At 64.1% G+C, this 19,901-nt stretch carries 22 protein-coding genes and 2 pseudogenes; 12 read left to right on the forward strand and 12 right to left on the reverse strand.

Translation table 11 applies throughout. The annotated features are described in order from the left end of the window. Positions 1-222: NAD(P)H-dependent oxidoreductase (locus G9C89_RS18535; protein ID WP_172150821.1), on the forward strand; the 222-nt coding region annotated here is incomplete at its 5' end. 50 nt (positions 223-272) lie between these two features. Here G9C89_RS18535 and G9C89_RS18540 read toward each other — a convergent pair. Further along, positions 273-476 (reverse strand): annotated as a pseudogene (locus tag G9C89_RS18540) (IS1595 family transposase); the annotation flags it as partial. 70 nt (positions 477-546) lie between these two features. Here G9C89_RS18540 and G9C89_RS18545 point away from each other — a divergent pair. Further along, positions 547-708: pseudogene (locus G9C89_RS18545) on the forward strand (IS5/IS1182 family transposase); the annotation flags it as partial. A gap of 480 nt (positions 709-1,188) precedes the next feature. Next, positions 1,189-2,277: an AmmeMemoRadiSam system radical SAM enzyme gene (amrS, locus tag G9C89_RS18550; RefSeq protein ID WP_172150823.1), complete on the forward strand. Its 1,089-nt coding sequence runs from the start codon at positions 1,189-1,191 to the stop codon at positions 2,275-2,277. 339 nt (positions 2,278-2,616) lie between these two features. On the opposite strand, the gene G9C89_RS18555 is transcribed toward amrS, so the two are convergent. After that, positions 2,617-3,642, reverse strand: coding sequence for an IS110 family transposase (locus G9C89_RS18555; protein ID WP_172150825.1), 1,026 nt, complete (start codon positions 3,640-3,642; stop codon positions 2,617-2,619). A 124-nt stretch (positions 3,643-3,766) separates the two neighbouring features. On the opposite strand from G9C89_RS18555, the gene G9C89_RS18560 reads away from it, so the two are divergent. From G9C89_RS18560 to grxD, 9 genes are all read left to right on the forward strand, one after another. Then, on the forward strand, positions 3,767-5,197 hold the full coding sequence (locus G9C89_RS18560; protein ID WP_172150827.1) for an IS1182 family transposase: 1,431 nt from the start codon (positions 3,767-3,769) through the stop codon (positions 5,195-5,197). Between the two features lie 299 nt (positions 5,198-5,496). Beyond that, positions 5,497-5,919 carry a hypothetical protein gene (locus G9C89_RS18565; protein ID WP_172150829.1) on the forward strand — a complete coding sequence of 141 codons (423 nt, stop codon included), beginning with the start codon at positions 5,497-5,499 and terminating at the stop codon, positions 5,917-5,919. Between the two features lie 9 nt (positions 5,920-5,928). Then, positions 5,929-7,134 carry an adenosine deaminase gene (locus G9C89_RS18570; protein WP_256674323.1) on the forward strand — a complete coding sequence of 402 codons (1,206 nt, stop codon included), beginning with the start codon at positions 5,929-5,931 and terminating at the stop codon, positions 7,132-7,134. Positions 7,135-7,221: 87 nt separating this feature from the next. Further along, positions 7,222-8,736: a nitrogenase cofactor biosynthesis protein NifB gene (gene nifB, locus G9C89_RS18575; RefSeq protein ID WP_172150831.1), complete on the forward strand. Its 1,515-nt coding sequence runs from the start codon at positions 7,222-7,224 to the stop codon at positions 8,734-8,736. 30 nt (positions 8,737-8,766) lie between these two features. Then, positions 8,767-9,045: a 4Fe-4S dicluster domain-containing protein gene (locus G9C89_RS18580; RefSeq protein ID WP_172150833.1), complete on the forward strand. Its 279-nt coding sequence runs from the start codon at positions 8,767-8,769 to the stop codon at positions 9,043-9,045. Positions 9,046-9,055: 10 nt separating this feature from the next. Further along, the gene (locus tag G9C89_RS18585) at positions 9,056-9,499 is read left to right on the forward strand and encodes an ArsC/Spx/MgsR family protein (RefSeq protein WP_172150835.1); all 444 of its coding nucleotides are present in this window, start codon (positions 9,056-9,058) and stop codon (positions 9,497-9,499) included. Next, positions 9,499-10,086, forward strand: a complete 588-nt coding sequence (locus G9C89_RS18590) for a nitrogen fixation protein NifQ (protein WP_172150837.1) — start codon at positions 9,499-9,501, stop codon at positions 10,084-10,086. Before G9C89_RS18585 ends, G9C89_RS18590 begins: the two co-directional genes overlap by 1 nt. Then, positions 10,083-10,436: a thiosulfate sulfurtransferase GlpE gene (locus tag G9C89_RS18595; RefSeq protein ID WP_172150839.1), complete on the forward strand. Its 354-nt coding sequence runs from the start codon at positions 10,083-10,085 to the stop codon at positions 10,434-10,436. Before G9C89_RS18590 ends, G9C89_RS18595 begins: the two co-directional genes overlap by 4 nt. A 16-nt stretch (positions 10,437-10,452) precedes the next feature. Continuing rightward, on the forward strand, positions 10,453-10,782 hold the full coding sequence (gene grxD / locus G9C89_RS18600) for a Grx4 family monothiol glutaredoxin (protein WP_172150841.1): 330 nt from the start codon (positions 10,453-10,455) through the stop codon (positions 10,780-10,782). Positions 10,783-11,314: 532 nt separating this feature from the next. Here the strand turns inward: grxD and G9C89_RS18605 are convergent. From G9C89_RS18605 to nifU, 10 genes are all read right to left on the reverse strand, one after another. Beyond that, positions 11,315-11,857 carry a flavodoxin gene (locus G9C89_RS18605; protein WP_172150843.1) on the reverse strand — a complete coding sequence of 181 codons (543 nt, stop codon included), beginning with the start codon at positions 11,855-11,857 and terminating at the stop codon, positions 11,315-11,317. A gap of 247 nt (positions 11,858-12,104) precedes the next feature. Further along, positions 12,105-13,433, reverse strand: a complete 1,329-nt coding sequence (clpX, locus tag G9C89_RS18610) for an ATP-dependent Clp protease ATP-binding subunit ClpX (RefSeq protein ID WP_172150845.1) — start codon at positions 13,431-13,433, stop codon at positions 12,105-12,107. Continuing rightward, complete coding sequence (nifM, locus tag G9C89_RS18615) at positions 13,426-14,340, reverse strand: nitrogen fixation protein NifM (RefSeq protein ID WP_172150847.1); 915 nt, start codon at positions 14,338-14,340, stop codon at positions 13,426-13,428. The genes clpX and nifM overlap by 8 nt, the downstream gene beginning before the upstream one ends. After that, positions 14,330-14,800 carry a nitrogen fixation protein NifZ gene (locus G9C89_RS18620; RefSeq protein ID WP_172150849.1) on the reverse strand — a complete coding sequence of 157 codons (471 nt, stop codon included), beginning with the start codon at positions 14,798-14,800 and terminating at the stop codon, positions 14,330-14,332. The genes nifM and G9C89_RS18620 overlap by 11 nt, the downstream gene beginning before the upstream one ends. 19 nt (positions 14,801-14,819) lie before the next feature. Next, a complete protein-coding gene (nifW, locus tag G9C89_RS18625) occupies positions 14,820-15,167 on the reverse strand; it encodes a nitrogenase-stabilizing/protective protein NifW (RefSeq protein ID WP_172150851.1) in 348 nt (115 codons plus the stop codon). Next, entirely contained in the window at positions 15,164-15,703 is a 540-nt protein-coding gene (locus G9C89_RS18630; RefSeq protein WP_172150853.1) for a hypothetical protein, read from the reverse strand. The genes nifW and G9C89_RS18630 overlap by 4 nt, the downstream gene beginning before the upstream one ends. A gap of 36 nt (positions 15,704-15,739) precedes the next feature. Beyond that, positions 15,740-16,531 (reverse strand): serine O-acetyltransferase, encoded by a 792-nt coding sequence (gene cysE, locus G9C89_RS18635; protein WP_315852833.1) that lies wholly within the window; start codon positions 16,529-16,531, stop codon positions 15,740-15,742. After that, complete coding sequence (gene nifV, locus G9C89_RS18640) at positions 16,528-17,676, reverse strand: homocitrate synthase (RefSeq protein WP_172150857.1); 1,149 nt, start codon at positions 17,674-17,676, stop codon at positions 16,528-16,530. The genes cysE and nifV overlap by 4 nt, the downstream gene beginning before the upstream one ends. A gap of 32 nt (positions 17,677-17,708) precedes the next feature. After that, the gene (gene nifS, locus G9C89_RS18645) at positions 17,709-18,917 is read right to left on the reverse strand and encodes a cysteine desulfurase NifS (protein WP_172150858.1); all 1,209 of its coding nucleotides are present in this window, start codon (positions 18,915-18,917) and stop codon (positions 17,709-17,711) included. A gap of 1 nt (position 18,918) precedes the next feature. After that, positions 18,919-19,863 carry a Fe-S cluster assembly protein NifU gene (gene nifU, locus G9C89_RS18650; protein WP_172150859.1) on the reverse strand — a complete coding sequence of 315 codons (945 nt, stop codon included), beginning with the start codon at positions 19,861-19,863 and terminating at the stop codon, positions 18,919-18,921. Positions 19,864-19,901: the final 38 nt, after the last annotated feature.

Here is a 19,901-nt window from a genome sequence, read left to right on the forward strand (position 1 = left end):
GGCGGCAAGAAGGTGGTGATTGTTTCCACCGCAGGCGGTATTCACGCCGGCCAGCCCAGCGGCCAGGCCCATGAAGAGTACCTGCTGTTGGTGCTGCGCTTTCTCGGTATCAGCGACATCGAGATCGTCCGCGCCGAAGGCCTGGCCTACGGCGAAGAGCCTCGCGTCAATGCCTTCACGGCGGCACAGGTGCAGATCGCGGAGTTGTTCGTCGCCGCGTAATTGTCCGCTGCCAACAAAAAGCCCGCTCAATTGAGCGGGCTTTTTGTTGGCTATGTCCCAATCATGTGTTGCATGGTTCGCCCAACCGCCTCCTGGATACAGTGAACCGGCTGGATACGCTGCTGATAACGCTCAAGCATGCGTCGCCAGCCCAGGTAGTTCGGAAGGTAGCGGATGGCGACGCCGTGAAAACGAGTCATCCAGCTCTTCAGGCGGCTGTGGTATGCATTAACGTTCTGATCGTGGTCTGCCCCCTATTGCTACGCCAAAGGGTCCACGAAAGGGGTCGGAGTGATTAAAATTAAATCACTCCGACCCCTTTACTCTTTTGGAACGCTCAAATATTGGATGGGAGCCACCCACTTCCTGACCAAAACACTTCCGCGGGTAAGTACCGAAATGAGCCTTCATGTGCTCGCCTACAACCTCAAACGAATGATGAGCATCTTCGGCATCGCAGGACTGCTTGAGGCGATCAGGGCGTGAATTCAGCCGCTTGGCTCGCCCGTTAGTAGCCGTTTTGGCCGCTGACGCGGCCCAAACGGTATTACGAACGTCTATGTAGCTGACTAAGGTGATTCGCGCTTCCGCCCGCTGATTCCACAGGCAATCTTCGCGACTCTCAGTTTTCGAGGTATTTAGCGCGTTTTCACACAGCTTGGGCCGATTTCTGCCGGTGACCACCGCCTGCTACGGGTCGAGTGCCGTCGGTCATCGCAGACCATACCTTGCCCCAAAAACGGCGCCTCACACGCCACAATATCCAGGCCGGATCCTGCACGGGCCCGCCAGCAATGGCATAGTGAAAGCATGCCGGCGTGCCCGCTCCGCCCTCCTGCCGCCAGTGCGGGAGCGCCCGCCCTCATCGGCAGGCTTGTTCGCGCAGCCGGAGCGCGCCTGCCCACTGCTGGCATACCGCTAACCGTCTGACGCGCGACACCGTCGGCACGCGGTAGGAGGCATACGATGAATGACCTGTCCGCACATCACCCGGGGCGCTGGTGGCACAGCTTGCCCGATGGCCGAATCCAGTGCGACCTCTGCCCTCGTGACTGCAAGCTGCGCGACGGGCAGCGTGGCGCCTGCTTCGTGCGCATGCGCGAAGGCGAGCAGGTGGTGCTGACCACCTACGGCCGCTCTTCCGGCTTCTGCATCGACCCCATCGAGAAGAAGCCGCTCAACCACTTCCTCCCCGGATCGGCGGTGCTGTCCTTCGGTACTGCAGGCTGCAATCTCGCCTGCAAGTTTTGCCAGAACTGGGATATCAGCAAATCGCGGGACATGGATCGCCTGATGGATCAGGCCAGCCCGCAGCAGATTGCCCTGGCGGCGGAGAGCTCGGGCTGTGCCAGCGTGGCCTTCACCTACAATGACCCGGTGATTTTCGCCGAATATGCCATCGATACGGCCATCGCTTGCCGTGCGCGCGGCATTCGGACGGTGGCGGTGACCTCCGGCTACATACACGCCGAACCGCGCCGCGAATTCTTCGCGGTGATGGACGCGGCGAATGTCGACCTCAAGGCCTTCACCGATGACTTCTATTTCAAACTCACCGGCGCACATCTGCAGCCGGTGCTGGATTCCTTGGTCTATCTGCATCACGAGACCGGCGTCTGGACGGAAATCACCACCCTGCTGATTCCGGACTACAACGATTCGAATTGGGAGATCGAGGCCCTGTGCGCCTGGGTACTCAAGGAACTGGGGCCGGATGTGCCGCTGCACTTCACCGCCTTCCACCCCGACTTCAAGATGCTCGAAACCCCGCGCACCCCGCCCGCAACGCTCAGGCGCGCCCGGCAGATCGCCCTGGCGCAGGGGCTGCACTATGTCTACACGGGCAATGTGCACGATGCCGAGGGCGGCACGACCTTCTGTCCAGGCTGCGGCGCGCCTTTGATCGAGCGGGACTGGCACCGCATCCTCCACTACCGGGTGACTGCCGAGGGGCGCTGTCCGCAGTGCCTCACCACCATCGCCGGGCGCTTCGACCAGCATGCCGGCGACTTCGGCCAGCGCCGGATTCCGCTGCGGCTGAACCCTAACCCCTGAGCAGATAAGCGTCCTATCGATGGGTGGCAGCGACGCTGCGCCGTAGACAGTTCGGCGACCGCTATCGGCCCAGACTGTGTAAAAATCTATGGTCACCCCCACTTTTGCAATACTGATCAGCGATGAGCGTTAGGCTTGCCTAAATCTATCCGGCGTCTTGGTGGAGCAAGCTCCGCGCCTCGATGAGAGTCGCGCCTGAGGATCCTGAAAACGTTGGCGGCTTCGAAAGCCAGTTTTTACATCAGGTTCTTCATCAGGCCGGTGGGCCGTTCACGTCATCGTCTATTCAGCTATCACAAAACCGGAAAAGGTCGTCGTGGTACTGCTCAGTCAGTAGGGTCAGGCGGTCAAGCCGTCTGGCTCGGCTTCATATCGAGTGTGCTTAACGGCAATTGCCCAGGCAATGCGGGCCAGTTTGTTCGCCAGGGCGCAAGCCACCACGTTCGAGTGGCGTCGAATGAGCAAGCCCCGCACCCAAGTCGCCAATGCCCCGCGCTGATGCTCAAGTCGCATTAGATAGACTCGAGCACACTGAACCAGCAAACGCCTGAGGTGCTTGTCACCCCGCTTGCTGATGCCCAACAGATTGGTGCGACCGCCTGTGCTGTACTGCCGGGGCACCAGCCCGAGTGATGCGGAAAAGTCGCGGCTACTGGCGTATTGCCGGCCATCGCCCATCTCGACCGCCAGCAAGCTGGCTGTGATCGGGCCGACCCCCGGCATGCTGAGCAACCGACTGCCCAAGTCATCCTCGGCTACTTGAGTCTCCAGCTGCCCCTCCAACTCCTTGATCTGCTGATCCAAGTAGAGGAAGTGCTGATGCAGTCGCATCAGCAACTGCATCAGTTGCGGCGGCAACGAGTGCTCTGACAAAGTGCTCGGGAGTCGCTTCATGGTTGCCAGGCCCTTGGGCAGGCAGATGCCGAACTCCAGCAGGAAACCATGTGCCTGGTTGGTGGCCTGTGTGCGCTCACGCACCAAGGCGTCACGCATGCGATGCAAAACAGACAGCGTCTGTTGTGCCTCGGTCTTGGGTGCGACAAAACGCATGGAGGGTCTGCACGCGGCCTCGCAGATGGCCTCGGCATCCACGAAGTCGTTCTTGTTGCTCTTCACGAACGGTCTGACAAATTGCGGTGAGATCAGTTTGGCGACGTGTCCGAGCTTGTTGAGCTCCCGCGCCGTGAAGTGGGCTCCGGCACAGGCCTCCATGACCACCGTGCAGGCTGGCAGATTGCCGAAGAGTCGCATCATCTGCAGTCGCGAGAGTTTCTTGCGAAAGACCGCCCGGCCTGCCCCATCCTGACCATGCAGATGGAAGCTGTGCTTGCCGAGATCGATACCCACCAGTGCAACTTTGTTCATGGCGATGGCCTCCGAGATAAACCCCGCGAGAGCATAGCCCTCGCGGGGTGTGGGGGTGACCATCTCATTACGTTGGCATCGACCTTGCTATGATTTGATGGATTCGAATCAGCGGGGGACGTCAATGAAGCGTTTTATCCAGGGAGAGCATCGAGGCCAAAGCGCGCTGCTTCCCGAGAGCCTGGATGACTATGTGGCGGACACCAACCCGGTGCGGGTGGTCGATGTTTTCGTCGATGAACTCGACCTTGGCACGCTGGGTTTTGAAGGTGTCGTCCCGGCTGAAACAGGTCGGCCCGCTTACCATCCTGCCGACCTCCTGAAGATCTACATCTACGGCTACCTCAATCGTATCCAGTCCAGTCGCCGTCTCGAGCGCGAGGCTCAGCGCAACGTTGAGTTGATGTGGCTGACCGGACGCTTGATGCCGGACTTCAAGACCATCGCCAACTTCCGCAAGGATAACGGCAAGGCAATCCGCGGCGTCTGTCGGCAGTTCGTGGTGCTGTGCCAGCAGCTTGGCCTGTTCTCTGAAGCGCTTGTGGCCATCGATGGCAGCAAGTTCAAGGCGGTCAACAACCGCGACCGCAACTTCACCAGCGCCAAGCTGCAGCGGCGAATGGAGGAGATCGAGTCCAGCATCAATCGCTACCTGAGCGCACTGGATACCGCTGATCGTCAGGAGCCTGCCGTGGCGAAGGTCAAAGCCGAACGCCTCCACGACAAGATCGCGATCTTGAAAACTAAGCTGCAGGAGCTCAAGGAAATCGAGGTTCAGCTCAACGAAACACCGGATAAACAGATCTCCCTGACCGATCCCGATGCCCGCTCAATGAAGACCCGGGGCACCGGCGTGGTCGGCTACAACGTGCAGGCGGCGGTCGACGCGAAGCACCACCTGATCGTGACGCACGAGGTCACGAACGATGGGGCTGATCGAGACCAGCTAAGCACCATGGCCAAGCAGGCGCGAGAGGCCATGGGCGTCAAGAAACTCTCGGCGGTCGCCGACAGAGGCTACTTCAAAGGCGAAGAAATCCTGGCGTGCCATGAGGCTGGAATCACCGTTTTCGTGCCCAAGGCGCTGACCTCGGGAGCGACAGCGGCGGGCCGCTTCGGCAAAGGTGACTTCATCTATGACGCAGCCAAGAACGAGTATCGATGCCCTGCTGGGCAAAGCCTGATCTGGCGGTTCTCACGCGTCGAGAAAGGACTGAAACTGCACCGCTACTGGAGTTCGCACTGCCAGGGTTGTGCGTTGAAAGAACACTGTACGCCTAGCTCAGAGCGGCGAGTGAGCCGCTGGGAGCATGAGGCAGTGCTCGAGGCGATGCAGAGTCGCCTGGATCAAGCGCCCGAGATGATGCGAATCCGCCGCCAAACGGTCGAGCACCCGTTCGGCACGCTGAAGTCCTGGATGGGCGCCACCCACTTCCTCACCAGAACGCTCGACCGGGTGAGCACCGAGATGAGCCTGCATGTGCTCGCCTACAATCTCAAACGCGTGTTGAATGTGTTGGGCAGCGGTGCCTTGATGGCCGCGATGAAGGCCTGAGGCCTGTTTTACAACTCTTGCCGCCCACCAGCAGGCGCGCCGAAGCCGAAAGTGGCATAGCAACCAGAATCACCGATTGCGCCTGACTGGGCCTCCCTCGGCCTCCTGGACACTGAGAAAATCCCCCGGCAGTTGATTGCCATCACTCACTACGTTTTTACACAGTCTGGGCCAAGAGCGGTCATCCAGGGAGAGCAGATTCGACCAGAAACAGTCTGCCCACACTCCCCCTGTACGCGTCCAGCGAGGCGCATTGGAGTCTGCTGACGTTATGATGCCCATCTGCATAGGAGGACATCTTGGACAAGCAAACGCAGATATTGAGATTGGTGCAGGAGCTAGAAGACGAGCTCGATCAGTTTCCCCTCTCCAGCGTAATCCGATCGCACGCGGAGTTAACTGAACAAGCACTCGATGCTTGGTCTGATCGCCTCCGGGACATAGGCCATCCGGGGCGCAAATTCTGGGATCAGCCAGCGGAGCTAATGTACGACGAGGCCGGTGTACTGCTCGGGGCCATGTTTGTTCTTATTCAGGCGGCCATCACCGAGACGGTTTCGATTGTAAAGCGGATCTACGAGCTAAATGGACAGAAGATAAATAAGAACGCCGTGATGTCGTTGGAGGCAGATCTCGATTCGAGGTCAAGCCTGAGCTACGTCGCGATCGCAAACGGAGCTGCAAATTTTTATACCCACGCATTACGCTCGACGAGCAAATAAGGAAAGTGATTGAACCAGAGCCAATCTTATTTACCTGGGATGCAGGGCGATGTCAGCAGGGGCAACGAGGTACAACAAGGCAAGGCGAAGATGGCCGGTGTGCGCGACCGAGGAGAGCTCCACGTGCACCTCAACGGAGCGATTCCGGCACCAATAATTCGAGAGATACTGGCCGACGAATCAACGGAACTGCCGCCCGGGTTTCTGATTGAGCGCGACCTGCTTCGAAACACACCCTGCCATTCCTTGGCGTCGTACTTAACTCCGTGGCAGGCACTGAGGCTATTTCCCAAGAAGCGCGAGAACCTGGATCGCATTTCCAATGCAGTCTTCGCTAGCCTCGTGGAGAACGGAGTACGCTTTGTCGAACTACGAAGCAGCGTCTTGTACCTCGCCCATCTGCAGAATTGCTCGCCCACCCAAGCGCTAGAACATCTGATCGAATCAACCAGGAACGCCGCGCATCGTCACGGCATTCGTCGCGGTCTGATTCTTACAGTGACGCGCGGCGACTACGGTGCGGTTTGTCTTTCCACACTACTACAGGCCTATCAAGACCTCGGAGAGCCGAACGATGTGGTGGGGCTCGATCTTGCGGGTGATGAGGAAATCGCATATCCATCGGAGTTGCCGTCACTTTTCCGAAAGGCAAAAGATCGATTCGGACTCGGGGTCACCATACATGCCGGCGAAACAGGTCGCGTGGAAAACGTTCAGGCTGCTGTGGAGTTATTTGGCGCCGACCGTATTGGCCATGGGACAGCTGCAGGTAAGGATCCTCACCTGCTAGACAAATTGGTAACGCAGGACATCTGCATCGAAGTATGCCCGATTAGCAACAGACTCACCGGCGCAGTACCTTTCGATGAGGCCCATCCACTTCAAGAATTTCGGCGCTTTGGGGTTCCGTTTGTTATCTGCTCAGACAACCCTGCAATCCATCAACGCGGTCTTGCGGATGACCAAACGATCGCGATTGCTGAGGGGCTTATCTACACCCCACGCCTACACCAAGCACCCCTCCCGAATCCCCTCAAAAAACCGCGCGTCCAAGTCCCTCGCAGCCCTCTCCTGCCCTGCCCCAGCAAACACCGAAGCACTCGCCTTGCACACCGCCTGCAAACCAACCCGGCATTGTCGCAAGTCCTACAGCGCCCACCCGGAAGCCCTGTGATTTTGTCCGCTGGCAGACAAAAGAAACCATCTACATGTTGATAATCCATTTAAAAACAATAGCTTGCTAAACAGGCACGGCACTTGCTCTGCATCCTGCGTACTGACTCTCTCACCCGGAGACCGACCATGGATCTGAGCGTACTTGGGCAAAACGATGCGGAGCATCACGGCGCTGGCGGCTGCTCCTCTGGCTCGTGCGGCAGCACGGACGATCAGCTCACCCACCTGCCGGAGCATATCCGCGAGAAGGTGCACAACCATCCGTGCTATTCCGAGGAGGCCCATCACTACTTCGCGCGCATGCATGTGGCGGTGGCGCCGGCCTGCAACATCCAGTGCCACTACTGCAACCGCAAGTACGACTGCGCCAACGAGTCGCGTCCCGGGGTGGTCTCCGAGGTGCTCGACCCGCTGCAGGCGGTGAAGAAGGTCAAGGCGGTGGCGGCGACCATCCCGCAGATGACCGTGCTTGGCATCGCCGGCCCGGGCGATCCGCTGGCCAACCCGCAGCGCACCTTCGACACCTTCCGCATGCTCAGCGAGGAGGCGCCGGACATCAAGTTGTGCGTCTCCACCAACGGCCTGGCGCTGCCCGACTGCGTCGACGAGCTGGCCAAGCACAACATCGACCACGTGACCATCACCATCAACTGCGTGGACCCGGACGTCGGCGCCAAGATCTACCCCTGGATCTACTGGAACAACAAGCGCATCCACGGGCGCAAGGCGGCGAAGATCCTCATCGAGCAGCAGCAGAAAGGCCTGGAGATGCTGGTGGCGCGCGGCATCCTGGTCAAGGTCAACTCGGTGCTGATCCCCGGGGTCAACGACGAGCACCTCAAGGAGGTCAGCCGCGTGGTCAAGGCCAAGGGTGCCTTCCTGCACAACGTCATGCCGCTGATCGCCGAGGCCGAGCACGGCACCTTCTATGGCGTGATGGGCCAGCGCAGCCCCGAGCCGGAGGAACTGCAGGACCTGCAGGACGCCTGCGCCGGCGACATGAACATGATGCGCCACTGCCGCCAGTGCCGCGCCGATGCGGTCGGCCTGCTCGGCGAGGACCGCGGCGACGAGTTCACCCTCGACAAGATCGAGGAGATGGACATCGACTACGACGCGGCGATGGTCAAGCGTGCGGTCATTCATGCCGCGATCAAGGAGGAACTCGACGAGAAGGCGGCGAAGAAGGCACGCCTGGCCGGCATGTCGGTACCGGCGGCGGCCGGCGGCGACGCCGCCAAGCACCATCGCCCGGTGTTGATGGCCGTGGCCACCAGCGGCGGCGGCCTGATCAACCAGCATTACGGGCATGCCCAGGAGTTCTTGGTGTACGAGGCCTCGCCGGCCGGGGTGCGCTTCATCGGCCATCGCAAGGTCGAGCAGTACTGCGTCGGCAATGACAGCTGCGGGGAGAAGGACAGCGCCTTGTCCGGCGGCATCCGCGCGCTGAAGGGCTGCGAAGCGGTGCTCTGCTCGAAGATCGGCTTCGAACCCTGGAGCGAACTGGAGGCCGCTGGTATCCAGCCCAACGGCGAGCATGCCATGGAGCCTATCGAGGAAGCGGTGATGGCGGTCTACCAGGAAATGATCCGCGACGGCCGCCTGGAGCGCGACAAGACGTTGCAGCGGGCCAATGCCTGAAACAGTGCAAGCGATAGCTGGAGGTGCGAGATGGCATTGAAGATTGTGGAAGCCTGCGTCAACTGCTGGGCCTGCGTGGATGTCTGCCCGAGCGAGGCGATCTACCAGGGCAGCGCGCATTTCAGGATCAACGCACACAAGTGCACCGAGTGCGACGGCGACTATACCGAGCAGCAGTGCGCGAGCATCTGCCCGATCGAAGGCGCCATCCTCCTGGCCGACGGCAGCCCGGCGAATCCGCCGGGTTCGCTGACCGGCATTCCACCGGAGCGCCTGGCCGAGGCCATGCGCGAAATCCAGGCACGTTGAGGGAAGGGTCATGTCCTGCATCGTCTTCTATGAAAAACCCGGTTGCGCCACCAACAACCTGCAAAAACAGCTGTTGCGCTCGACCGGCCTGGAAATCGAGGTGCGCAACCTGTTCCGCGAGCCCTGGACCCGCGAGCGCCTGCGGCCGTTCTTCGGCAACCGCCCGGTGGCCGAGTGGTTCAACCGCTCGGCGCCGGCGATCAAGTACGGCGATCTGGACCCGAGCCGGCTCGGCAGCGCGGAGGCGCTGGAGCTGATGCTGGCCAATCCGCTGCTGATCCGCCGGCCGCTGATCCGTTGCGGCCAGCAGTTCATGGCCGGCTTCGACCTGCTGGCGATCAACGCCCTGTTGCCGTGCAAGGCCAAGCTGGCGCGGATGCCGGCAGCCATCGACAGTTGTTCGCTCGGGCAACACTCGCAGGAGGGCTGCCTGCCTCTGCAGGCGGCGCTGTGATGACCAGCCTGGCCAGCCGTCCGCTGCTCGGCGCCACGGCCTTCAGTCGCCAGCAGCCCAACCATGCCTGGCTGGCACAGATCATCCGCGCCCAGCGTGAAGGCCGCAGTTGCCTGCCGTTCCAGCTGGGCCTGGACGCCCGGGACTATGCCGCGCTGATCCAGGCGCATTTCCCCCAGTGGAGCGGCCAGACCAGTGCGGCCCAGGGCTCACTGGCCCACGAATGCAACGAGCTGCGCGAGGAGTTGCTGGACATGCGCCGCGACGAATGGGCGGAGCTGCGCGCCCTGCTGCTGGACGGCCGGCGCGGCAGCGACCGGGACGAGGTCAGGATGGCCAACATAGTCGCCGCCGCCTGCCTGGGCGGCGACCACCTGTGGCGCGACCTCGGCCTGGACTCGCGCCTGCACCTGCGCGAGCTGCTGAACCACAACTTCCCGCGGCTGGCCGTGCGCAACGTGCAGGACATGCGCTGGAAGAAATTCTTCTACAAGCAGCTGTGCGAACGCGACGGCGGCTACGTCTGCCGCTCGCCCAGCTGCCAGCACTGCCCCACCCACCATGACTGTTTTGGAGAAGAGCTATGAGCGACTTCACGCGCATCAGTGTCGAGCAAGCCGAAACCCTGCTGGCTCGGGAAGCCAACATCATGCTGCTGGATATGCGCGACGCGCGCGCCTACTGCCAGGGGCACGACCCGCGCGCCATCCACCTCAACGACCTGACCCTGCGCACCCTGCTCAAGTGCACGCCCAAGCAGGTGCACCTGATCATCGGTTGCTACCACGGCAATTCCAGCCAGGACATGGCGCGCCTGTTCAGCGACTTCGGTTTCAGCAACTGCTACAGCCTCGACGGCGGCTACGAAGCCTGGCAGGCGCGCACGACCAAAGCGCGCCCGATGGCCGCCACACAGCACAGCGCCGCCGCCCTGTAATCCGGAGGAAACCCCCATGCAACTACTCGACACCGAAGCCCGCATCCGCCAGCAGCTCGCCGACAACCCGGTGCTGCTGTACATGAAAGGCACCCCCGAAGCCCCGGAATGCGGCTTCTCCCGCGCCGTGGTGGCGACCCTGCAGAACGCCGGCCAGCCCTTCGCCGCGGTCAACGTGCTGGCCGCACCGCATATCCGCGAGAAACTGCCGAAGCTCTCACAGTGGCCCACCTACCCGCAGTTGTTCGTCAATGGCGAACTGGTCGGCGGCTGCGACATCGTCCTCGGCATGCAGGCCGACGGCAGCCTGCAGGAATTGCTGGCCAGCGTACGCAGCGAAGCCTGAGCGGCCAATTCGTCAACTTGAGTTCGCGGCGTCCCTGTAGGGTGCGCCGTGCGCACCTGAATACCGGCTGAGCCATTGCCTGCCCTCGCAGGATATGGGCGGTGCGCACGGCGCACCCTACGAGAGCGCATGAACATCACGCGGCGCTCGACTGCTACAGGGATCCAGGTAGACCGGTTAGCCGTGGGATATTTCCCGCCGTCTTCGACGGAGCGCTGTCGCGCAGCAAACTGGGGTGCAATTGCGCCTATCAGCTTGTGGCTACCTGTAGGAGCGGCCCATGGCCGCGATGCGTTTCGCGGGCATGGCCCGCTCCTACAGGTCTTTGTGCAGATTAAATTTCTATTTATAAAACAATGGGTTATTTCTTGTTTGATGAGAGCGGCTTTAGCCGCAAAACATTGCTGAGGACGCGACGCGTGGGAGACTCATGCCCCGTAGGGTGCGCCGTGCGCACCATGGAGCGCACGGACCTTCCGCTGCGCACAGCCTAGGCGGCCCCGCGCACCCTACGAGAGCGCGTGAAGCGGCGCTAAAGCGCCAGGTCGAAATCCGCGGCGATCGACTGCAGCCAGGCCTCCAGGCGCTGTTCGGTCAGGCCGCTCTGGTTGTCCAGGTCCAGGGCCAGGCCGACGAACTGGCCGTCGACCACCGCCTCGGAATGGCTGAACTCGTAGCCTTCGGTCGGCCAGGCGCCGACCACCTTGGCGCCGCGCTCGATGACGAAGTCGTAGAGCACGATCATTGCGTCGAGGAACTCCTCGGCATAGCCGATCTGGTCGCCCAGGCCGTAGATGGCCACGGTCTTGCCGCTGAAGTCGACGTCCTGCAGCTTGGGCAGGAACTCCTCCCAGCTTTCATTCTCGCAGTCGGCCGACAGGCCCGGCAGCAGACCTTCGCCGAGGGTTGGCGTGCCGAGGATGAGGAACGGGTACTGGGCCAGGTCCTCCGGCGTGGCGCGATTGACGTTCAACGGGTCCGCCATGGTGGCGTCGTCGAAGCGCTTCTTGATCATTTTGGCGACCTTGCGGGTCTTGCCGGTGTTGCTACCGAAGAAAAGTCCAATCCTGGCCATAACTCACCTCTGACTGCGTGCAATGAATCCGATATCGGGCTACCCGCCGCGGCCTGGGCCAGGCGGGCTATTACTCTCAACAGCTACTCTCAAGAGGGAGTTAGCAGGAACCAGGCCAGCTCCCGCGCCTCCCAACACGCACGCAAGACATTGATAGTCATGCCTTTTTTATTCGACTAAAACAGCCTGTGGGAAAACCTACAGGCGCGCAGCGATGTCTGCCGCCGGCCTGTAGGTTTTCCGACACTCACGAATCGAGAGTCATCCGCGGCGCTGGCGCGCTGCGTTCCGCCGGCGCAGACGGCGCCGGCGAAGGTACGACGATGCCCTCCTCGGCCGAGCTTTGCAGCACCTGCAAACGGGCACCGGCCTGGTCCTTGAGCAGCTCCAGCACGCAGCGCTGCACCCCGGGTTGCGACGGCAGGCTGAACATGCTCGGCTGCAGCGCCGCCTCCAGTACCGCGCGCAGGCCGCGGGCGCCGCTCTTGCGCTGCAGGGCCAGGTCGGCGATGTGGGCCAGGGCCGCCGCGCTGATCTCCAGCGTCACGCCCTGGTAGGCGAACAGCTGCTGGTACTGCTTGACCAGGGCGTTGCGCGGCTCGGTGAGAATGCGCAGCAAGCTGCCATGGTCCAGCTCCTGGAGGAAGGTGATGATCGGGAAACGACCGATGAACTCGGGGATCAGGCCGAACTCGTGCAGATCGTCGGGCAGCAGCGCGGCCAGCAGATCGTTCAGCGGCGGCGGCTCGCGCCGCGCTGGGGCGTGGAAGCCGATGCTGCTCTGCGGCGGCTGAATGCGGCTGCAGACCAGGGCCTCCAGGCCGGGAAAGGCGCCGCCGGCGATGAACAGGATGTTGCGCGTGTCGACCACCTGTTCTTCGCCGTGCTCGTTGCGCCGCCCGGACTTGGAGATACGCACCTCGGTGCCTTCGACCATCTTCAGCAGGGCCTGCTGCACGCCCTCCCCGGAGATGTCGCGGACCGCCGTGCCGCCGCCGCTGCGACGCGCCAGCTTGTCCACTTCGTCGATATAGACGATGCCCCATTGCGCCTGCTGCACGTCGCCGCCGGCCGCCTCCAGCAGGCGGGCGATGATGCTGTCGACGTCATCGCCGACGTAGCCGGCCTGGGTCAGGGTGGTGGCATCGGCCGAGGCGAACGGCACCCCGAGCAGGCGCGCCAGGGAACGCACCAGCAGCGTCTTGCCGGTACCGGAAGGCCCGGCCATGAGGATGTTGGATTTTTCCAGCTCGACCTGCTCGCCGAGCTGGCAGCCGCGCTCGCGGTCGCAGTTGAGCAGGCGCAGGTAGTGGTTGTAGACGGCCACCGCCAGGGTTTCCTTGGCCGCTTCCTGGCCGATCACCGACTCGTCCAGGTGCTGCTTGTAGGCCGCCGGTGTGCGCAGTTGCGGGGCCAGCTGCTGGCTCTTGCGGCGCAGCCCCCAACTGCCCACGACCTGGTGGGCCAGGTTGACGCAGGCTTCGCAGATGCGCCCCTGATTGCCGGCGATCAGCGGCACGCTCGGGCTTTTTTCCGTACCGCAGAAAGAGCAGCAGAGGGTCTCGGTATCAGCCATGGCCTGGTTCTCCATTAAGGTGAAAGTCGCGCAGCGGCATGTCCGTCAGGGTGGCTGGTTGCAGCAGCCGTTCCAGCCACTGCCGCTGGCAGGCTTGTCGCCGCCTGGCCTGCAGCTTGTCGCGCAGGTGCGGCAGGACCTCTTCGAGGGGCGCGCGCATGGCCGGATAGACGGCCTCGCAGAGCAGCAGATGAAAGCCCAGCGGCGACTCGACCGGCGGGCCGATCTGCCCGGCCTGCAGCTTGAACAGGCAGGCCTCCAGCTCGGCATAGAGGGTGCCGGGCCTGACGTTGCCGAGCCGCCCTTGCTGCAGCGAGGTGGGGCATTCCGAATGCTTCAGCGCCTGTTCGGCGAAGCGCCACGGCTTGCCGCGCAGGCGTTTGGCGATGGCCTCGATGCGCGCCCGCGCGGCCTCGCGGGTGTTTTCCACGAAGTCCGGGTTGATGGTGATCAGGATGTGCCGGGCCTGGCGCGAGGCCGGTCGCACGAACTGCTCGAGGTGGCTGAAGTAGTAGAGGCTGGCGTCGGTCTCGCTGACCGGCGCCAGGCCGGCGCTGACGCGCTCGAGCACGGCTTCGACCTTGAGTTCCCTGGCCAGCAGGCGGCGCATCCGCGCCGGCTCCAGGTCGCTGGCGGCGAGCGCCTGCTGCAGCGCCTGGTCGTCGGCGTAGCCGCTGGCGATGCGCGCCCAGGCTTCTTCGACCTGCGTCGGCGGAATCACCACGCCGCAGGCTTCGGGGCTGCGCAGCACCGCCTCCTCGATCTGCAGCTGGCGGCCGACGATGCGCTCGGCCTGCCGCCGTTGTTCGGCACTCAGCTCCGGCGGCGCACAGCCGAAGCGCTGCTGGGCGACTTTCAGCAGGAGGTAGCGGCTGTCGCGCTCGCCGAAAACCTGCTCATTGCCCATCGCGCACCTCCGCAGGGGCGCTGGCCAACGCCAGGCTCGCTTCCGGTACCTGGAGGACCCGGCCATTGCCGAAGTGCACGTGGTACTCAATGCCCTGCGGCAGATCGCGCAGCACCTTCTCGATGCTGCCGGCCTGCCCCTTCGCCACCAGCACGCTGCCGCGCACGGCCAGGCTGCAGGTGGCCACCACGTTGTCGCGGAACTCGAAGAGGTTGGCGATCCAGGGCGCCGCGGCGGGGATCAGCTCCTCCTCGCGGCAGCCGACGACGCGGCCTTCGGCGATAAAGTGCACGCGGTAGATCAACTGGTCCTGCAGGTAGCTGCCGACGTCGTACACGCAGCCCAGCGCGCCGCGGCGGATCAGCAAGGCACCGGTTTCCAGGCCCGGATAGGTGCCATCGTTGCGCACGTTGCGGATCAGGCGCACTTCCGCGCCATAGTCGAATTGCGGCAGGCTCATGGCACGCCCCTCCCCTGGTTCAGCTAAACAGCTCGTCGATGGAGACGAAGGATTTCTGCGGTTCATGCATGTGGAAGACCTTGAACACCTTCTCGGTCTGCGCGTCCGAGCCGACGAAGTCCTGGTAGGCGCGCGCCAGCAACTGCTGGTAGATGGCATAGCGCGCCGGGTCGTCCTGCTGCTCGAGGCTGCCGGCCTTGGCCAGGTAGTCGTGGTAGCGCTGCATGATGTGCAGGCGGTTGATGTGCACGACGTTCTGCTCGTAGGCCACGGCGAAGAACTCGAGGAAGTCCTCGGCGGAGACCAGATCGTCCAGCGCCTCAGCCAGCGTCAGGCCGGCATCCGGGGAAAAGCGTTGCAGGGTCATGGGCGTATCTCCGTGGGGGTGGCAGAGGGAAAAGGCAGGATGTCGGCGTCGTTGGCCGCCAGGATGTCGAGCAGCAAGCGGGCGCCGAGGCGGTTGTCCGCGTCCAGGGTGACGACCGTGGCGAGCATCGCCTTGCCCTGTTCGAAGCGGCCCAGACGCAGGCTGAGGTAACCGGCGCCCTTGAGCGCCAGCAGGAAGAAGCGCAGCAGGCCGATGCCGCGGCTGGCCGCTTTGCTCAGATCGGCGCGGCGCAGGTCCGCCCAGCGCGCCGGCAAGCCGAGGCGCGGACCAACCACCGCCATCAGCCGCTCGGCGATGTGCAGGGCATCCTGGTAACGGTGCTGGTAGTAGTAGAAGCGGTACAGCCCGACCAGCACGCAGAGGTCGTCCGGCGCCAGGGCCTGGGCGGCCAACAACGGCTGCTCGGCCGTGCCCTGGCTGTACTGCCGCGCGGCGGCGTCCAGGCAGGCGGCAACCGCCGGGGCCAGCGGCGCGTCGAAGTAAAGGCCGTCGCCATTGAAATCCTGCAGGTCCATGCTCGCTCGCCCCTTATGTCTGGATGGTCTGGCTGTTCAATCGAGCGCCGAACTGGCGGCGTGGCGCTGTACCGGGCCCTGCTCCAGGGCGATGGCGCCACCGGCGCAGTCGTGCTCGCAGATGCCGTTGTCGGGGTCGCAGCCCTGGTAGAAGCGCTGCTGGCTGCCGGCGGCGCTCAGGCCTGCCTGCTCGAGCCGGGCCTCCAGGGTGTCGAGGCGCTCCAGCAGGCAGGCGATGGCCTTGCCTACCGGATCAGGAATCAGGTGATGGTCGAGGTCGAAGCCGTAGGGATTGAGCTGGCCGACCTCGCGCAGCCTGACCACCTTGCCGGGGATGCCGACCACGGTGCAGCCTGCTGGCACATCCTCGACCACCACCGAGTTGGCACCGACCCGGGCGTTGGCGCCGATGCTGATCGGCCCGAGGATCTTCGCCCCGGCCCCCACCAGCACGCCATCGCCCAGGGTCGGGTGGCGCTTGCCCTTGCGCCAGCTGGTGCCGCCCAGAGTCACGCCGTGGTAGAGAGTCACGTCCTGGCCGACCTCAGCGGTCTCGCCGATCACCACGCCGGCGCCATGGTCGATGAACAAACGCGCGCCGATGGTCGCGCCCGGGTGGATGTCGACGTTGCTCAGCAGGCGCGCGACGAAGGCCAGCAAGCGCGCCAGGTAGCGCCATTCGGCCAGCCACAGGCGATGGCCGAGGCGATACAGGATGATCGCGTGCACCCCCGGGTAGGTGGTCAGCACCTCGAGGCGGGTGCGCGCCGCCGGGTCGCGCTGGAACACGCAAGCGACATCCTCGCGCCATTCGCCGAGCAGGCTCACGCCACACCTCCGGCGACCAGGGCGCTTTCTTCGCACAGCTGCTGATAGAAGGCGTGCAGGTCGAGCGTCTGCGGGCTGCATTTGGCCCGGGTGGAAAAAGCGCGGATGCGCCCGAGCAAGGCGCGGCTCTGCCAGTCCTGCAGCTCGATGCCCAACTCGCGGTAGCGGCTGTGGACCAGGTGGGTGCCGGAATGCTTGCCGAGCACCAGGCTGTGGCTGCGGCCGAGTTCGTCCGGGTTGAGGCCCTCATAGGTGCGCCGGTGCTTGAGCAGGCCATCGACATGAATGCCCGCCTCGTGGGTGAACACGCCGGCGCCGACCACGCTCTTGTGCCAGGCCACCTGGCGCCCCGAAGCCTGCTCGACCAGCGCGGAAATGGCCGGAATGGCGTGGCTGTCGATGCCGCAATCGATGCCATGCAGGTGCTTGAGGGCCAGCACGCATTCCTCCAGCGCGGCGTTGCCGGCGCGCTCGCCGAGGCCGTTGACCGTGGTGTTGATGTGGCTGGCGCCGCCGCGCACCGCGGCCAGGGTGTTGGCCGTGGCCAGGCCGAAGTCGTCGTGCGCATGCACCTCCAGTTCCAGGTCCAGACGCTGGCGCAGGAAGCGGAAGCGCTCGAACATGGCGAACGGCTCCATCACCCCCACCGTATCGGCGAAGCGCAGGCGCCGGGCGCCGGCGGCCTGGGCGACATGGGCCACGCGCACGATGAATTCGGGATCCGCCCGCGACGCGTCCTCGCAGCCCAGGCACACCTCCAGCCCGGCCAGGCGCGCCTCGCCGACCAGCCGCGCCACCTCGCCCAGCGCCCAGTCACGGTCGCGCCCGAGCTTGTGCCGCAGCATCAGGTCGGAGACCGGCAGCGACAGGTCGACCATGCCCACCCCGCTGTGCAGCGCCGCCTGCAGGTCGAAATCGCACAACCGGCACCAGGCCAGCAGCCGGGCCGGCAGACCGAGCGCGGCGATAGCGCGCATCACCTCGCGCTCTTCCTCGCCCATGCTGGGGATGCCGATCTCCAGTTCCGGCACGCCGATGGCGGCCAGGCCACAAGCGATGGCGATCTTCTCCTCGGCATTGAAGGCCACCCCGGCGCCCTGTTCGCCGTCGCGCAGGGTGGTGTCGTCGATGATCACTGTGCTCATGGCTGCCTCTCTGGCTAGCGTGAAAGTCGCACTCAGGCGTAGACCGGGGCGAACTCCTTGTCGGCTTCCTGCGCCGGTCCGTCGCCGCTCCAGTACGGCGACAGCTTGCGCAACTGCGCGACTATCGGCGGTACCTCGCGGATCACATGCTCGATCTCCGCTTCCGTGGTGTAGCGCGACAGGGAGAAGCGCACGGTGCCGTGGGCGGCGGTGTAGGGAATGTCCATGGCGCGCATCACGTGGGACGGTTCCAGCGAGCCCGAGGTGCAGGCCGAGCCGCTGGAGGCGGCGATGCCGACCTTGTTCAGCAGCAGCAGGATGGCCTCGCCCTCGATGTATTCGAAGGCGATGTTGGCGGTGTTCGGCAGGCGGTTGCCCGGGTCGCCGGTGACGAAGGCATAGGGCACGGCGGCGAGGATGCCGGCCTCGAGCTTGTCGCGCAGGCGCCTGACCTCGCTGTTCTCGTGCGCCATGAACTGCAGCGCGCGCTCGGCGGCGACGCCGAGGCCGACGATGGACGCGGCATTCTCGGTGCCGGCGCGGCGCCCGCGCTCCTGGTGACCGCCGCGCAACAGCGGCCGGAAGCGCGTGCCACGGCGCAGGTAGAGCACGCCGACGCCCTTGGGCGCGTGCAGCTTGTGGCCGGACAGCGAGAGCATGTGGATCGACGAGTGCTGCAGGTCGAGCGGGATCTTGCCCACGGCCTGCACTGCATCGGTGTGGAACATGACGCCGGCCTCGTCGGCCATGCGCGCCATCTCCTCGACCGGGAACAGGGTGCCGGTCTCGTTGTTCGCCCACATCACCGACACCAGCGCCACATCGTCGCCGAGCAGGCTGGCGTAGTCGTCCAGGTTCAGCCGTCCGCGCTTGTCCACCGCCAGCTTGTGCACGGTGTAGCCCTCGCTCGCCAGGTAATCGCAGAGGCTCAGCACGGCCGGATGCTCGACCGTGGTGGTGATCAGGGTCTTGCGCTCCGGCTGGGCCTTGAGCGCCGAGAGGATGGCGGTGGAGTCCGCCTCCGAACCGCAGGAAGTGAAGATGATTTCCGAGTCATGCTCGGCACCGAGCAGCTTCTGCACGCTCTGCCGGGCCTTCTTCAGCGCCAGGCCGACCTGGTTGCCGAAGCTGTGCATCGACGAGGGATTGCCGAACTGCTCGGTGAAGAACGGCAGCATGGCCTGCACCACTTCATCGTCCACCCGGGTGGTGGCGTTGTTGTCGAGATAGACGTTGTTCATCTCACACCCCCGCCATCTGCGCATGGGCCGGCGCGCTGACCGGCACGACCTTGACGAACTCGCCGAGCTCCTCGATCAGGCGCTGCTGGATGCCGCTCAGGGTCATGCTGGCCATCTGGCAACCGGTGCAGGCGCCCGTCAGCTTGACGTAGACGTTCTTGCCCTCGACATCCAGCAGCTCGACGTCGCCGTGGTCGCGCTGCAGGGTCGGGCGGATCGCTTCCAGGACCATCTCGATGCGGCGGATGCGCTGCAGGTTGGTCAGCTTGCCGCTGTCCGCGGCGAGCGCTGGCGCCGGCTCGGGCACTTCGAGGGTGACCAGCTGCGGCTTCTTCGCCGCCTTGGCCTTGGTCGGCGCCGGCACGAAGGTCTCGCCGCGGGCGGCCAGTTCTTCGCCGAGGATGCGCTCGATCCCTTCATGGCAGGCCGAGCAGCCGCCGCCGGCCTTGGTGTAGTTGGTCACGTCCTCGACGCTGGACAGGTGGTTGGCGCGGATGGTATCGCGCACCATCACCTCGTCCACGGCGAAGCACTTGCACACCAGGGCGCCTTCCTCGTGGTCGTCCTCCAGCGCTTCGCCGCGGTAGTTGGCCACCGCTGCGCGCAGGGCTTCGCGGCCCATCACCGAGCAGTGCATCTTCTCCGGCGGCAGGCCGTCGAGGTAGTCGGCGATCTCCTGATTGCTGATCTTCAGCGCAGCGTCGAGCGTCAGGCCCTTGACCATCTCGGTCAGCGCCGAAGACGAGGCGATCGCCGAGCCGCAGCCGAAGGTCTGGAAGCCGGCATCGAGGATGATATCGGTCGCGGGGTCGACCCTGAGGGTCAGGCGCAGGGCGTCGCCACAGCTGAGCGAACCGACATCGCCGGTGGCGTTGTTTTCCGCCACGGCGCCGGCGTTCCTGGGGTTGTAGAAGTGTTCTTTGACCTTTTCCGAATAGTCCCACATGACGGCTGATCTCCCGGTGAGTCTCGGGCCGCCGGCGC

The sequence above is a fragment of the Pseudomonas tumuqii genome (genome assembly GCF_013184545.1).
In the GTDB taxonomy this organism is placed as follows: domain Bacteria; phylum Pseudomonadota; class Gammaproteobacteria; order Pseudomonadales; family Pseudomonadaceae; genus Aquipseudomonas; species Aquipseudomonas tumuqii.